Genomic DNA, 15080 nt, shown 5'->3' with positions numbered 1-15080 from the left:
TGAATAGGAGAATGAAGTCGCCGCTCGAATTTTTGGCGCTTCCTGCTTAGCGCGGAGCATTATCGTATAGCCGCTCAACGGGCAAGTGATGCCGGTCTTCGATGGCTGACCCATCTGGGGAGATTTGAGCGGCTTCGCGCGTCCTGCGCATGCCTGTAAGGCCGCCAAGTTTTCTGGGTTAGCAGGCGCGCCACTGTGGCAGCTTGGCTTGTACGGCGAGGCCATGGTTGAGTGAGGCGAACCAAATCCAGCCCCGCGCTCGATCCCGAAGCTTCCCACAATGGCGAAGAGAACATCTTCACTCGTTCCTTTTCAGCACAAGACCTTCCGTTCGCTATGGTCGGCTGCACTCGTTTCGAACCTTGGCACCCTGGTGGAAGGTGTGGCGGCGGCTTGGCTGATGACCAGCATCGCCACCTCCCATGGAATGGTGGCGCTCGTCCAGTCATCGACCACCCTCCCCTACATGATCTTCTCCCTCGCGGCGGGAGCGCTCGCGGACAACTTTGACCGTCGCCGGATCATGTTGACTGCGCAACTGCTGATGGTCTGCGTATCCGCCTTCCTGGCGTTCCTGACCTATGCGGGGGAAATGACACCCTGGATCCTTCTGGGTCTCACCTTCCTGATCGGCTGTGGTTGGGCATTGCACGATCCCTCTTGGCAAGCCTCGATGGGGGATATCCTGCCTCGCGAACACCTGCCTAGCGCGGTTGCGCTCAACGGCATGAGCTACAATCTCATGCGCAGCATCGGGCCGGCGATTGGCGGCATAATCGTGGCCACAGCCGGTGCGGCCTTCGCGTTCCTCTTTAACGTCTTTTGCTACTTCGCTCTGATCGCTGCGCTGTTGCGGTGGAAAGCCGTACGGGCACGACAAGCGCTGCCGCGGGAGGCTTTCGGCAGTGCGATGGCGGCGGGCTTCCGTTACGTGCTCTTGTCGCCGAACCTTCTCAAGGTGATGTGCCGGAGTTTCATTTTCGGCCTCACCGCCGTTGTCATTTTGGCTCTCCTGCCGTTGGTTGCTCGCGAACAGGTCAAAGGGACCGCGGTCACCTACGGCGTGATGCTTGGCTTCTTCGGCTTGGGAGCGATTTGCGGCGCGCTCCTCATCGGGCGGGTCCGAGAAGTTCTCTCCAACGAATGGGTCATTCGCGGTGCGTTCTTTATATTGGCGATCAGCTGCTTCTTTCTGGCATGGAGCGAGCACGTTTGGCTGAGCTGTCTGCTCCTCATGCCAGCCGGTGCGGCCTGGATTCAATCATTCTCGCTGTTTAACGTCACAGTGCAGCTTTCGGCGCCGCGGTGGGTGGTTGGACGCGCCCTGTCTCTCTATCAGACGGCCACATACGGCGGCATGGCGGCGGGAAGCTGGCTTTGGGGCGAACTGGCGGATGTCCAAGGTGTTTCGGGAGCCTTCCTCGTCGCCAGCGTGGTTCTTGTGATTGGTGGACTGATGGGGATCGTTCTGCGTCAGCCGGATTTCGAAACGCTCAATCTGGATCCGACCAACAAGTTCAGCGAACCGACGCTGCAACTTGACCTGCGGCCACGAAGCGGTCCGATCATGGTGATGGTCGATTATCGTATCGATCAGAGAGATGTCCCAGAATTTCTCAGTGTGATGACATCGTGGCGAAAAGCCCGGCTGCGAGATGGCGCCAGACAATGGGCGTTGCTGCGTGACCTGGAAAAGCCAGAACTATGGACCGAGTGCTATCATGTGCCAACCTGGGTCGAGTATGTTCGCCACAACAACAGGCAGACCCAGGATGACGGCGAAATCGTTGCGCGCCTGGAAGCGCTGCACCGTGGCGATTGCCCGCCCAAGACGCATCACAAGATCGAACGCCAAACCGTGCGCGTGCACGACGATTTGCCGCTCAGGCCTCATTTGGACAGGACTTGAGCTGGCCCGGTGGTTTGAGCCGGGTTACCTTGAGCCGGTGGCTGCGAACGAGCAGAACGTTGGCCTCGACCCTTCGCAACACGCCGCTATACCGGGCCTCCGGTGCTCCCCTCGAAATCGTTGTGTCGTGCCACCGAGGGCATCACGGCCAACACCTTCCACATGGGCAACAGCCTCGCCATGGAGTCGAATGTGGTCGCGAGCAGATCACCAAAGAAGCGGTCGGAACCTCGGAGCCGAAGTTCGATGCCGAGGTGGCGTTCGCATGATGCGGGAAGCAGCACCACGGCGCTTGCCGGTATGTTTGCCGCCGGCAGCCGACGAACTCCTATCCTCCTGGCGAAGAGCGATGTGCGTCATTGCTTTGATTTACCGGCCGCTCAAGGCTCCCACAGTTTTCGCTTTCGAGGCGACCTATGGGAACATGCCAACGGAAATTTAACATAACGACATAAACATTTCTTTATGCGGCGTTGACAAAGAAGCGAACTGTTGTAATTGTCTCCCGAGTCGTGGTTCTCCGTACGGCGCTGCCGCAGCGGAGCTAAGAGGGAAGCCGGTGCGATGCCGGCGCTGCCCCCGCAACTGTTAGCGGCGAGCCAACCCCACTCATGTCACTGAGGCGAATAGCCTTGGGAAGACGGGTAGAGGCTATGACCCCGCGAGCCAGGAGACCTGCCACGGCGAATTACGTCCACGGGCGGGGTGTCTCGGTGGCCGCTGCAGCCTGGCGTTCGTGCCGGCCCGCTAGCGCCTTCCTTGTCACCGACGCCCCAACCATCGGGGTATGGCATGACTGTCTCTCAGCAAATTCCTGTAGCAACGCTCGGCGTGCCGCGCTTCGGTCGTCGGCGAGAACTGAAATTCGCGCTTGAAAGTTACTGGTCCGGAAAATCTTCCGCCGCCGACCTTCTCACGACGGCGAAGGCGCTCCGTGCCGCTAGCTGGGAGGAGCAGCACGATCGCGGCGTGTCGAAAATCCCGTCGAACGACTTCTCGCTCTACGACCATGTGCTCGACACCGCAGCCATGGTCGGCGCCGTTCCATCCCGTTACGGCTGGAATAGCGGCGAGGTCCCACTTGACATCTACTTCGCAATGGCGCGCGGCAACCAGGGTCAGACGGAGGATTGTGGACACGCTGGTCACCAGCACGCGGCTCATGGGCCTGATGTAACCGCGATGGAAATGACCAAGTGGTTTGACACCAATTATCACTACATTGTGCCGGAACTCGACGATGATCAGACGTTCGCCCTCTCGTCGACGAAACCGGTCGACTTCTTCCTCGAGGCTAAAGCTCTCGGCATTCACACACGCCCAGTCATCCTTGGACCGATCACCTTCCTCAAGCTGGCGAAATCGCCTGCCGAAGGATTCGATCCCATCGCGCTCCTGCCGCGGCTGCTGCCCGTCTACGAGCAACTCGTGCAGAGGCTGAAGCTGTCGGGAGCCGACTGGGTGCAGATCGATGAGCCAGCGCTTGTCCTCGATCTGAACCCGAACGAACGAGCTGCGTTCGAATTCGCCTATAGCCAGCTGTCGAAAGCCGCGCCCGAGTTGAAAATCATGCTGGCTACGTATTTCGGGCCGCTGGGAGACAATCTCGAAACCGCGGTTTCTCTGCCCCTGGCCGGGCTGCATATTGATCTCGTGCGCGCTCCCGAGCAACTGGAAACCGTGGGTCGGCTCGCACCGAAGGATCTGGTGCTCTCGCTTGGCTTGATCGATGGCCGCAACGTCTGGCGTGCGAACCTGCCCGCCATTCTCGACCGCATCAAACCGATCGTCGCCGGCTGGCCCTTGGACCGCGTCGAGATCGCGCCTTCTTGCTCGATGCTGCACGTGCCGATCGACCTGCGCATGGAGACCGAACTCGACGCGGACATCAGGTCGTGGCTCGCCTTCGCGGCCCAGAAGACCGACGAGTTGGTGTTGCTGGCCCGGGCCCTGACTCAAGGCAGGGATGCGGTGGCAGGCGCGTTGAAAGCGTCTGCCGAGGCTGCCGCCACTCGCGTGACATCCACGAAGATCCATGACCCGCTTGTTGAGGGACGGATCGCCAGCATTGACGACAGCATGAAGCGACGAGAGAGCGCTTTTGCCGAGCGCTCCAGAGTCCAGGCCGGCACGCTCGGGCTGCCGCCGTTCCCGACGACGACCATCGGGTCCTTCCCGCAGACGCCGCAGGTACGCAGGGCGCGGGCCGCTCATGCGAAGGGCCAGCTGAGCTATGTCGACTATGAGACCTTCCTGAAGAAGGAGATCGAGGCTGCAATTCGCTGGCAGGAAGAGATCGGGCTGGACGTGCTGGTGCACGGTGAGTTCGAACGAAACGACATGGTACAGCATTTCGGCGAGCAGCTGTCCGGCTTCGCCTTCACCCAGCATGCCTGGGTGCAGAGCTATGGGTCGCGTTACGTGCGCCCCCCCATCATCTTCGGCGACGTATCGAGGCCCAATCCGATGACGCTGCCCTGGTGGCAATTCGCCCAGTCGCTTACGGAATACCCTGTGAAGGGAATGCTCACAGGCCCAGTGACCATTCTCAACTGGTCTTTTGTTCGCGACGACGTACCCCGCTCCGAGGCATGCCGCCAGATCGCGCTTGCCATCCGCGACGAAGTGACGGATCTCGAATGGTCCGGCGCAAGGATGATCCAGATCGATGAGGCCGCGTTTCGCGAAGGATTGCCACTGCGCCAGTCTGACTGGAAAAACTATCTCGACTGGGCTGTCGAATGCTTCCGGATCGCTTCAACGGCTGTAAAGGACGCGACTCAAATCCATACCCACATGTGCTATTCGGAGTTCAACGAGATCATCGACGCGATCGCCGAAATGGATGCGGATGTAATTTCGATTGAGACGTCGCGCTCGAAAATGGAACTGCTGGACGCCTTCACGAGCTCCAAATATCCGAACGAAATCGGGCCCGGAGTCTACGACATTCACTCACCACGTGTCCCGGAAGTCGGGGAGATTTCGGATCTCGTCATGCTTGCCCGCGAGCGACTGTCGGATTCCCAACTGTGGGTAAACCCGGACTGTGGCCTCAAAACACGCAAATGGGAGGAGGTCCGCCCTGCCCTCATGAACATGGTCGATGCAGCACGTGCGCTCCGGGAGAAAGTGTAGGCCGGAGGGTTTCCTGGTTGCTCACCATGTGGTGAGTCACCGGCTGCCGCATGTCGGCCGTGAATGTGCCAAAACGCGATCACATCCTTTGAAATAAGTCACTCGAGCGAGAATGTGCACTTTCCTTCGGCACGTGTACTAGTCGCGCAGGAGTAAAGGGTACCGTTTTCTCCCTGTGACGTGTCGAGTTCGAAGGGGATGTGATCGGCGTCGAGACCGCTCCAGCCATGGTTATCAGAACGCCGAGTGCGTTGTTCTCGATCAGTTCGTAAAGGACTTCTCGGCTCGGTTCATCGAAATGAGCGGGTAAGTACATGACAGTTCCTTTCACTGTCCGCCGGGTTCGCTGTTCACCGGCTGGTATCCGATGGCAAGCGTTCCAACGCGACGGCGATCTGGCGCTTCGCTGCTGAGGGCAGAGGCAGGATGGGACGCGGGGGGTCGGCACGGCAAATGTCGAGCAATTCGGCAAGTGCATAGACGACGCGAAGGCTCGAGAACTCCTTGAAGAGGCTCCAGAGCGGCGCAAGCGTGGCATCGATCCGTCGCGCTTCGGCCGCATCGCCCTGTTGCGCCGCCGTGACGATCTTCACGCAGACCTCGGGCAGGATGCCGGCGAGGACGCTGTACCATGTGTCGGCGCCGGCGATCATGGCCTCTGCAGCGTTCCAGTCGCCGCTGTAGCCGATCGAGAACCCTTCCGGCACAGTGCGCCTCTGGTCGGCCAGATGGCTCTTGATCGCATCGCCCTTGTCTGTCGGATTCTTGATAGCGACAATGCCACCCACCTTTGCCAGGCGGCTGACGAGTGGTGGGGTGAAATGGAAATGCGTCGTTCCTGGATTGTCGTAGACGACGATCGGCAGGCCGCTCTCGCACGCCACCGTCGAGAAATGTTCGAACACCTCGTCCTCAGTGAGCGGGGTGTAGGAGGCGGCCGCAAGCAGCCCCGCGGCAGCTCCAAGGGCCTTGGCGTCCTGCGCGAACCTCACTGCTTCATCGGTGCGCAACGCGCCCACACCCACCACGACCGGCGTTCGCCCGGCGATTTCGTCCAAGGTCTCGGCGAGCGTCCGTCGCCGTTCCTCGCGCGACAGATACATGTAGGTGCCGGTGCTGCCGAGAAGACCGATGGAGTCGACCTGAGCGGCGCCAAGCCGAGCAATCAGCCTGCGCAGAGCAACGGTATCGACACGGCCGTCACGATCGGTCGGCGTAATGGGAAACGCGGAAAGACCGCTCAGGAATGCCATGGCAAGGCTCCAGGTTTGTGCGTGAGCGCAGGACTGGCCGGACGGCAGGTCATCACAAGGCGTCCAGAGCCCGCCGCAGGTCGGCGATTAGGTCATCGGTGTCTTCAAGACCCACCGAGAGACGCATGAGGTCCTCGCCGACTCCATCGGCCAGATGCGCATCCTTGCGGATCGGCTGACGAGCACGGGTCAGGCTTGCCGGATGATAGATGAGGCTGTCGGCATCGCCGAGGCTGACAGCCCGGGTGATCAGGTTGAGCCGGTCCATCATCCGCCGCGCGCCCTCGAACCCAGCGTGGAGGCCAAAGGCCAACATGCCCGACCCTTGGGACATCTGCTTTCGCGCCGTCACCTGATCAGGGTGCGAGTCGAGGAAGGGATAACTCACCCATGCCACCGCCGGGTGCGCCTCGAGCGCCTGAGCCACCGCAAGGGCCGTGGCGCTGTGCCGTTCCATGCGCAGCGTGAGCGTCTTCAGACCGCGCAGGATCAGGAAGGCTGACATGGGCGAGAGCGCTGCGCCGGTGATGTAGCGCAGGCCCGTTTCGTGCAGCGTGCGGAGCGTTTGCGCGTCGCCGAGAATCGCCCCGCCAAGGGCATCGCCGTGCCCATTGATGTATTTGGTCAGCGAGTGGAGCACGAGGTCTGCCCCATGTTCGAGCGGCCGCTGGAGCGCGGGGGAGGCGAAGGTGCTGTCGACTGCAACCTTTACACCGCGCGCGTGGGCGCGCTCGGCAATGGCAGCGAGATCAAGGATGCGGCTCAGCGGATTCACCGGCGTCTCGAAGAAAACAAGCCGGGTCCGCTCGGTAATCGCGGCATCGAGATTTTGAGGATCGGACAGGTCGACCGCGACGACCTTGATGCCGAAGCGGGGAACCGCCTGTTCGACCATGGCAAGCGTGTTCGCATAAAGCGTCCTGTGGACGATGAGTTCATCCCCTTGGGACAGGAGCGACAGGATCAGCGTCCCGAAAGCCGCCATCCCCGAGGCAACGACCAGACCTGCCTCGGCTCCTTCCAGATTGGCAAGCCGTTGTTCGAGGATCTCCGTCGTCGGATTGTATTCGCGCGCATAGAGCCTTCCGCCAAGCGCGGCGGCGGCCTCGTTCGCTGCCACGCTTTCGAATCCATAGGTCGAGGTCAAGAAGACTGGCGGCTGAACGGCATTGGAAAAGCCGGCCGGATCGTAGCCATGATGGATCGCCCGAGTGGCGAATCCGGGACCGGTGTCGTTGAGCGACCGCGTGAGAGCATCGGTTTCCGATTGATAGGAGCGGGTCATTCGGCCTCTGAGATCTTTCTTGGGTTTCCGAAAGATTGACGGCAAACTGGCCAATGTGAAATATCCAGTTGGCGATGAATGAAATGGTCCAGTCTTCAAGTGCCGGTTCTGCAGGTCGCACGCACGCGATGGGTGCACGCCAGATCTACGAGGCTCTTCGCGAGCAGATCCTCGGAAGTGTCTACGAAACCGGTAGTCAGCTGCCGTCCTCCCGCGGCCTGGCAAATGACCTTGGGGTTTCGCGAACGACGGTGACGGTCGCCTATGACCAACTGACCGCGGAAGGTTTTATCGAAGTCCGTCAAGGCGCACGACCTCGCGTTGCATCCTCGCTGATCGGTCCTGAGACGAGCCGCACTGTCGCGAAACGAGTCGGCCCGGTTCATCTGTCCGCCTATGGCGAACGACTGCGCGTCACGCCGCCCTGGCCGGATTATCTGCCGACTGGGCTGAAGGTCGATTTCCGCTATGGTGACCTGGCGCCGTCGGATTTCCCTGCATTGATCTGGAAACGCGCGATGAACGAGGCGATGGCGCAGCGCCCGTTGCGTCTTGCCTATGACGATCCTCGCGGCTCGCGCCGGCTGCGCCAGGCGCTCCAGGGCTATCTCTGGCGCGCCCGTACCCTGAGCTGCGACCTCGAGCAGATCATCATCGTCAACGGTTCGCAGCAGGGCCTAGATCTGTGCGCTCGCCTGCTTCTCGATCCCGCCGACCGCTTCGTCATCGAGGACCCGTGCTATAGGATGGCGCGTCAGGTCTTTGCCAGTACGGGTGCCTCGCCCGTCCCGGTCACCGTCGACGAGGACGGGATGAAGACGGAGTTGCTGGCGGGGATTGGTGCACGACTGGCCTATGTCACGCCATCGCATCAGTTTCCGCTGGGCGGCGTCATGCCGATCACGCGCCGCCACCAGCTTCTGGAATGGGCGCGGCACAACAATGCCTACGTGATCGAGGACGACTACGACAGCGAATATCGCTACGACATCAATCCGGTCCCTCCGCTGCACAGTCTCGAGGACCACGGGGCTGTCATCTACCTCGGCACGATCTCCAAAACGCTCTCGCCGATGCTGCGTATCGGCTACCTCGTCGTCCCGCCGGAATTGCAGGAGGTCTTCGCAACCGCCAAACAATTCGCGGACCGGCATTCGCCGGTGGCTGAACAGGAGGCTCTGGCCTCTTTGATCGAGAGTGGCGGCTACGAAAGCCATGTGCGGCGCGTGCGCAGGCTGAACGGCGAGCGTCGGGGGACGTTGCTGGGCGCCTTGCGGCGCAGCTTCGGAGATCGCATCGCTGTCCAGGGAGCAGAGGCCGGTCTGCACGTCGTCGTTTGGTTCGACGAACTGCCGCGATCGCGGGAAACGACCCTGGTCGAAGCCGCCCGAGGCGCGGGCCTGGGGCTACACCTGATCTCGCCCCTTTACGAGCGGCAGTCGGACGAAGGCCACATCGATCGCATGGGGCTTGTCATGGGCTATGCCGCCTTGAGCATTCGGCAGATCGAGAAGGGCGTTGAGATCCTGCGAGCGGTTGTCAAGCAGGTGCAAGACGCGTTGCCGGGACACGGTGGCTAAAACGGCGGGACGTGGCGTGCTGGCGAGGAAACCGACCCTTGGGCTGAACCGCATTTCGTTTGCAAGCCAACTGGACTGGGAAAACGCCATGCAACTGGTGCTGTTGATCAGGCCAGTTTGGCGGCAGATTTTCGTGCGAGACGAATTTCCGAGAGCGATGCATGACCCGGCAAGGAAAGCTGCTTCACATCCATATCGCGCCCGCTGCCTCCAAATGAAATGGAGGATCTGGCGGAGGCGTAGCTTGTTGCCGGCCGAGGCGGGCTCGAGCACCCGCAAGAGATAATCGACGATCTCTACCAGGCCTTGTCCACGGCCGAATGATGGAATTATCCAGCGCATGGTGCGGTATGCACCATGCCGATGCCAGAAGATCTGGACGCTCGACAAGCACCTTTCTTCAAACATTTCCCGAACGACCCCCAGCGCAAAGCCTCCCCATGAGAAAAGAGCATCCCATGTCTTTCACGCCATTGGTTGCCCCCGAGATCAAGGCCCGCTACCCGGATTTTCATCTGATCAGCATTGTGGTGCGGCACGCTGAAATCGACGTGCCGGATGCACAGGCGTTGAACGACACGATTGCGGCGGCGGAACAGGCCGCGCTTCGCGATGACGCCCAAAGGAACGCGCATCTTGCGGCGTGGGCCGTTGCCTACGAGGCTTTCGGCACAAAAGCCAATCGAACGCCGTGCTCGGCCGCTGCGCTTCTCAAGCGGATGCGGAAAGATGGCTCTCTCCCGCGGATATCCCCACTGGTTGATGCCTACAATGCCGTCAGCGTGTTGTACGGCGTTCCGATTGGCGGGGAGGATCTCGATCTTTACCAGGGGGTCCCGAGACTTCTAGTTGCGAAGGGAGCGGAGCCATTCGACACGATCCAGCAAGGTGAAATGGTAACCGAGCATCCTGAACCGGGCGAAGTCATCTGGTGTGATGATGCCGGTGTCACGTGCCGCCGCTGGAACTGGCGGCAGGGGCGGCGCACCATGGTCACGGCCGATACCCGCGCCATGTGGCTCGTGCTGGAAGCCCTCGGCCCAATGTCAGCTAAACAGATGACGGCCACCGGAGAGCATCTGATGGGACTTATCCAAGCGTTGTGCCCGGGTGCGCGAATCGAAACAGCGCGGATCGACGAATCCACTACATCTCGTGTCCCTTAGGGCATGGCCCCACCGAGAAACACCCCACTCAGCCCTGTCCGGATCTGGCGCTCCTTGCTCGCTCCGCTGGCCTACACAGTTGATTGCGAACGACCCAGAACGGCTCTCGAAAACGAGCGTCGAACGAAATCAGATCACTGCTTGTTCTCCCTTAGCGTTGTTTGGCGTACTTTTATCGCGATGCCTTCAGTGGGGATGGTCCAATTGCGCAAGCTCGGTCGAGTGATCGCGGAGAAGCTTCATGTCGACTAAATCGAAATTCATGGAGCGGTACGGACAACGGGTGCGAACCCGGGACGTCGTCCCGGTGTCGTCAGGCTCTCCCGTCCGACTGAGCCTCAGTTTTCTTCACGGCGCGAATACTCCTGAGGCCGCCCGGATTCTCGTTAAGAGACAGCTGCCGCTCAGGACGGCCCACGCGATACTCACGGAGATGGTCGATCACGGCAAGGCGTTCGTGACGGTTCCTTGCGTCGACGACCTATTGGCACTGAAGAATGAACTGTCGTCCGCAGGCGTGATCGCGAAGGTTCATGCGCCGCGGCCGATAAGTGTTCGCGAAGTCCGGGATCGCACGAAGCTCTCTCAGGAGGCATTCTCCGTGAGGTATGGCCTCGATCTGGCAACGCTTCGAAACTGGGAGCAAGGTCGCTCGAAACCGGATGCAGCGGCGAATACTCTCCTTTGGACCATCGCCCGGAATCCGGAAGCAGTCGAAGAATCGCTGGACATGGAGGACGGAGTGGCTGCCCCTTCGCCCTAAGGGGGCCGATCACTTCGGCGCGCGGCAATTCGGCCGCCAGCGCGATGGCCGGCCGCCGCGCGGTATCGACAGCGCGCGAGCCTCATGCGTCAGACGCCTTCCTTGGCATGTCGCACGCCAGATCCCAAACATAATTCCATCGCAACGAGCTGGTGACGGAAGCAGTGTCTGCACTTTGGAAACGAGCCATTTGCGTTCTCATGGACGTCGCGACTCGTCTCGTCCAGTAAAAGTCGCAATCATTGTCAATTGCGATGTTCCGCAGTCAGCTGGCCGTTTATTTTCCTAAGATCTGCGTTATAGGCCGGGGTGTTGTCGCCGTTTCGGCGGGTAAGATGGGATAGGCGACCTCGGGTGCCTTTCCGGTCAGCGAGTTGAGGAAGGCAACAAGCAGGTCGACTTCTTCGTCCGCCAGTACCACGCCAAGCTGGGTGGTTCCCATGATGGCAACGGCCTGTTTCAGATCCCAAACCTTGCCCGAATGAAAGTATGGCGCGGTGAGTGCAACGTTGCGCAGCGGCGCCACGCGGAAAACATAGGAATCGTCGGCTGCATTGGTGACCGCAAATCGGCCCTTGTCTTTTTCCGGCAGGACCTCGGCGCTGGGCTGTTCCACGAGGCCGAATGGGTAATAGGCTTCCCCACCAACGTTGATGCCGGCATGGCAGGACGAGCAGCCTTTGTCCATGAAAAGCGCCAAGCCCTGTTTCTGTTCGGAAGTCATGGCAAGCTCATCACCATTCAGGAAGCTGTCGAAGGGGGCCGGCGTGACCAGTGTCGCCTCGAAGGCTTCGATTGCCTTGGCGAAGTTGTCGAAGGTGACCCGATCGGCTTCAGCCGGAAAAGCTGCATCGAACCACTCGACATATTGCGGCATGGACTTGAGCGTGGTGATGACTTGGCCCGGTGTATTGGCCATTTCGATGCCGGCTTGGACCGGTCCCTTCGCCTGATCCTTCAGGTCTGCGGCACGACCATCCCAGAACTGGGCGATGTTGAAGACAGCGTTCAGTACAGTCGGCGCGTTGCGCTGTCCCTTCTGCCAACCATGGCCGATCGAGGTTTCATGATTGTCGTCGCCGCCGGTGGCCAAGTTGTGGCACGAGTTGCACGACAAGACGCCTGACGCCGAGACGCGTGGATCGAAGAACAGTGCCTTGCCGAGAGCGATCTTCTCCGGGGTGATCGGGTTATTGGCGACTGCCCGCGTGGTGGGTGGCAAAGCCTTGAAAGTGGCCAGTGCCGTTTCTCTGAGGTCTGCGGGGATCGAATCCGCAGCAAAAGCGGTGGCTGTCAGCAAGGGGACAGCCATCGTACTGAATAGGATTTTCATAAATGATCTCGCTGCGTCGTGCACGCAGCCACTCTGGGATATGCGGCTCATGCACGCCCTGCGCTAGATCAGTTGCGGGAGAGGACCGGGTGGTCTGACACCTGTTTTCGCGGCAGAGCTTGGACCGTCCCGGAATTGAACGCTCTTCTCGATTGGATTTCAGGGAGGCGGAGGATCGCTGCTCGGCAAGCGGCGGCGCCGGAGCCCGGAGCCGTGCTTCGGTTCTCTCTGCGCCTTCAACTATGAAGAAATCGGGGCCACCGTGTCCGATTCGGTTTGGGGCCGGTTATCTGTTCCGCAGCAGGTCCTGCTCGACTTCCGCCTGCCTTCGCCAGATCGACGTGGGCCCAAATCGATCCGCGATAGTGTCTTGTAGCACCTTTGCGGGACGATCTTATTTCGACTGTAGAGGGCCGTTTCGGGTGAGCAAAATTACACGAATTTCAAAGGGCGCCCGAGTAGCTGTTTTGATTGCTTGTGAGGCCTATAGCCTCCATCGAGCGAATATTGGCAGACGACGGAGCACAATTTTGGCTTCGTTTATCAGCTTCAATGGGCCAACTGCTTTGCTATAATTACAGGGCAATTTACCGTCATGAATTCGAGAGAACCAAGTCCCACGCAGTGATTTTCACACCGGAAGCGTTGCAGTCCTGTCGCGAGAAGCTGGTTTACAACAAGATGATTAACATCGCCATAGCGCGCAAAATATTGTTTGTTCGCTATAGTACGCTCCAGATGCCGGCGAAATCTCGATACAATAACCTCGTCGGCGTTCCCGCTCCGGCTTCAGATACGACTGCGACGCCTATACTTGCGCTTTTCCACTGCCCGACATGCAGGCAGCGAGCCATTGCATCGCGGAGGTTGCATCTTCCAATATGGCGACCTGTTCCCCAAAGCGGAAAAAAGTCTTGCGCGCTGCGCTCGCAGGTATTCGTCCGTTGTATGCATCAAAGCACGCCGTGAGAGCGGCTTCGTAGATCCGGTCTCTGCCATCTTCTGGCCATTCGTTGAGAAAATCGATAGCATCCGCAGGACTGGCAATCTCTTGCACGATGTGCGCTGCACGCCTTACGAAAAGTGGGCTGCTGAAAGTCTCTGAGCTCATTCGTTCCTCCCGACCTGCTGAATCGGTAGTTTGAGTGAACAGGCGCCTTCTCTACACTCGCCCACCATTGCGGAATGTGTTGTCACAGCGATAGCGGTTCAATAGCAAAGCAGCGGCCTGATGTCCTCGGTTTACCAGCGGGCCAATCCCTAACATCCTGCTGCGAGAGCGGCTCACCGGATGATGAATCTACATCGTTTCGACCATTGCGAATCAACGCTTGATAGTTCCTCCACGCGCCATCAGGAAGCGGCCACTGCTCTGCCACCGATTTCACAGCCAAAGAGAGGATGCGAAACAGAAATAGCCCGCTTCGTTTCGAGATTACTGGTCATTTCGGCGCAAAGCTTACGGCCGAGACGCGCCTGAAAATGCGCAAGCACCGCGGCAGCTCGCCAACAACGGACGGATCAACGGTCACGACGGCGGGATACCGCGCCGTAGATCTCGCTGGACGAACATCGCAACAATCCTGTCGAGACCTTTGTTGCTTTCAGCGGCGACCGCCACTATGAAGCGACGCTTCGCCGACTGTGTTTCACGCCGCCTGGAGAGTTTCATGACAGAAGAAGCCGAAAAAAACATCGACACCCTCATCGAGCTCACGGCCGATGTCGTCTCAGCCTATGTCTCCAACAATCCGATCCCGGTGGGGGATCTCCCTGCCCTCATCGGCCAAGTGCACGCGGCTCTGAAAGGGACGGCCGGAGGTGTCTCTGCACAAGAGCCGGTTGCCCTTACGCCTGCAGTCCCGATCAGGAAGTCGGTGACACCGGACTACATCATCTCCCTTGAGGACGGGAAGAAATTCAAATCGCTAAAGCGCCATCTGTCGACCCACTATGGGCTGACGCCGGATGGATATCGGGCCAAATGGGGCCTGCCGGCGGATTATCCCATGGTCGCGCCGAACTACGCCGCGGCGCGCTCGTCATTGGCCAAGACGATGGGGCTCGGCCGCAAACCGAAAGAGCCGGAAGCGCCGGAGCCGGCGCCGACGAAGCGAACCCGCAAGAAGGTCGCGGCTTGATTTCGGCAATCGCAGATTCGTTCTGGAGCGTTGCAGACATCGGCTTAATCTGCGCGTCATATAAAAAGGCGGGCCAACCCCGCCTTCCTTTCAAACAACTTTGTTTCATGAGGAATTCGCGACGCCTGCAGCAATCTGCTGCCCTCAGTTTTTGCTCGCTCCTATCGAGCGGCCGTGAGGACCTCCGGACCTACGCGCCCACTCTTGCCAGGACGCAGGAGAAAATTTCAACCAGCTTTGCTGAGGCTGCCAGCGGAGGATTTGCCAGTGCGGCGGTCCTGCTCGATCTCATAGTTGATCTTCTGGCCGTCAGCGAGGGTCGAGAGGCCCGCGCGTTCGACAGCGGAAATGTGGACGAAAACATCCGGACCGCCATTGTCGGGCTGGATAAATCCAAACCCCTTGGTGCTGTTGAACCACTTTACCGTTCCAGTCGGCATATACGTGTTCCTTTTTAACAATTGCAACGCGGGCAGGCCATTAGGGCCAGCCCGATTCATAGCCGAAACTTA

The 15080-nt window shown here is 59.9% G+C and carries 11 protein-coding genes and 1 riboswitch; of the genes, 6 read left to right on the top strand and 5 right to left on the bottom strand.

Annotated elements, in window-relative coordinates:
- Positions 1-280 precede the first annotated feature (280 nt).
- Entirely contained in the window at positions 281-1909 is a 1629-nt protein-coding gene (locus NKI63_RS23390) for an MFS transporter (RefSeq protein WP_352750380.1), read from the top strand.
- A gap of 496 nt (positions 1910-2405) precedes the next feature.
- Positions 2406-2606, top strand: a riboswitch (cobalamin riboswitch).
- A gap of 95 nt (positions 2607-2701) precedes the next feature.
- Positions 2702-5047: a 5-methyltetrahydropteroyltriglutamate--homocysteine S-methyltransferase gene (gene metE / locus NKI63_RS23385; RefSeq protein ID WP_352823488.1), complete on the top strand. Its 2346-nt coding sequence runs from the start codon at positions 2702-2704 to the stop codon at positions 5045-5047.
- Positions 5048-5397: 350 nt separating this feature from the next.
- Here metE and NKI63_RS23380 read toward each other — a convergent pair whose 3' ends face one another.
- Both NKI63_RS23380 and NKI63_RS23375 read right to left on the bottom strand, forming a co-directional pair.
- Positions 5398-6300, bottom strand: a complete 903-nt coding sequence (locus NKI63_RS23380) for a dihydrodipicolinate synthase family protein (protein ID WP_352823485.1) — start codon at positions 6298-6300, stop codon at positions 5398-5400.
- A gap of 52 nt (positions 6301-6352) precedes the next feature.
- Entirely contained in the window at positions 6353-7585 is a 1233-nt protein-coding gene (locus tag NKI63_RS23375; RefSeq protein ID WP_352823482.1) for a trans-sulfuration enzyme family protein, read from the bottom strand.
- 74 nt (positions 7586-7659) lie between these two features.
- On the opposite strand from NKI63_RS23375, the gene pdxR reads away from it, so the two are divergent.
- The 3 genes from pdxR (at position 7660) to NKI63_RS23360 (ending at position 11094) form a co-directional block, all read left to right on the top strand.
- Positions 7660-9165: a MocR-like pyridoxine biosynthesis transcription factor PdxR gene (gene pdxR / locus NKI63_RS23370; RefSeq protein ID WP_352823556.1), complete on the top strand. Its 1506-nt coding sequence runs from the start codon at positions 7660-7662 to the stop codon at positions 9163-9165.
- Between the two features lie 458 nt (positions 9166-9623).
- Positions 9624-10331, top strand: coding sequence for a B3/B4 domain-containing protein (locus tag NKI63_RS23365; RefSeq protein WP_352823479.1), 708 nt, complete (start codon positions 9624-9626; stop codon positions 10329-10331).
- 241 nt (positions 10332-10572) lie between these two features.
- Positions 10573-11094, top strand: a complete 522-nt coding sequence (locus NKI63_RS23360) for a helix-turn-helix domain-containing protein (RefSeq protein ID WP_352468280.1) — start codon at positions 10573-10575, stop codon at positions 11092-11094.
- Between the two features lie 277 nt (positions 11095-11371).
- Here NKI63_RS23360 and NKI63_RS23355 read toward each other — a convergent pair whose 3' ends face one another.
- Positions 11372-12427 carry a cytochrome-c peroxidase gene (locus NKI63_RS23355; RefSeq protein ID WP_352823554.1) on the bottom strand — a complete coding sequence of 352 codons (1056 nt, stop codon included), beginning with the start codon at positions 12425-12427 and terminating at the stop codon, positions 11372-11374.
- A gap of 808 nt (positions 12428-13235) precedes the next feature.
- Positions 13236-13538 (bottom strand): DUF982 domain-containing protein, encoded by a 303-nt coding sequence (locus NKI63_RS23350; protein ID WP_352823477.1) that lies wholly within the window; start codon positions 13536-13538, stop codon positions 13236-13238.
- A gap of 559 nt (positions 13539-14097) precedes the next feature.
- Between NKI63_RS23350 and NKI63_RS23345 the strand changes: the two genes are divergently transcribed.
- The gene (locus NKI63_RS23345; RefSeq protein WP_352823474.1) at positions 14098-14568 is read left to right on the top strand and encodes a Ros/MucR family transcriptional regulator; all 471 of its coding nucleotides are present in this window, start codon (positions 14098-14100) and stop codon (positions 14566-14568) included.
- A 227-nt stretch (positions 14569-14795) separates the two neighbouring features.
- Here the strand turns inward: NKI63_RS23345 and NKI63_RS23340 are convergent, their stop codons facing one another.
- The gene (locus NKI63_RS23340; RefSeq protein WP_023679670.1) at positions 14796-15008 is read right to left on the bottom strand and encodes a cold-shock protein; all 213 of its coding nucleotides are present in this window, start codon (positions 15006-15008) and stop codon (positions 14796-14798) included.
- Positions 15009-15080 lie beyond the last annotated feature (72 nt).

The organism is Mesorhizobium sp. M0410 (assembly GCF_040321435.1).
In the GTDB taxonomy this organism is placed as follows: domain Bacteria; phylum Pseudomonadota; class Alphaproteobacteria; order Rhizobiales; family Rhizobiaceae; genus Mesorhizobium.
The sequence above is the reverse complement of the archived record's forward strand: the minus strand, read 5'-3'. Positions and strand labels throughout refer to the sequence as shown.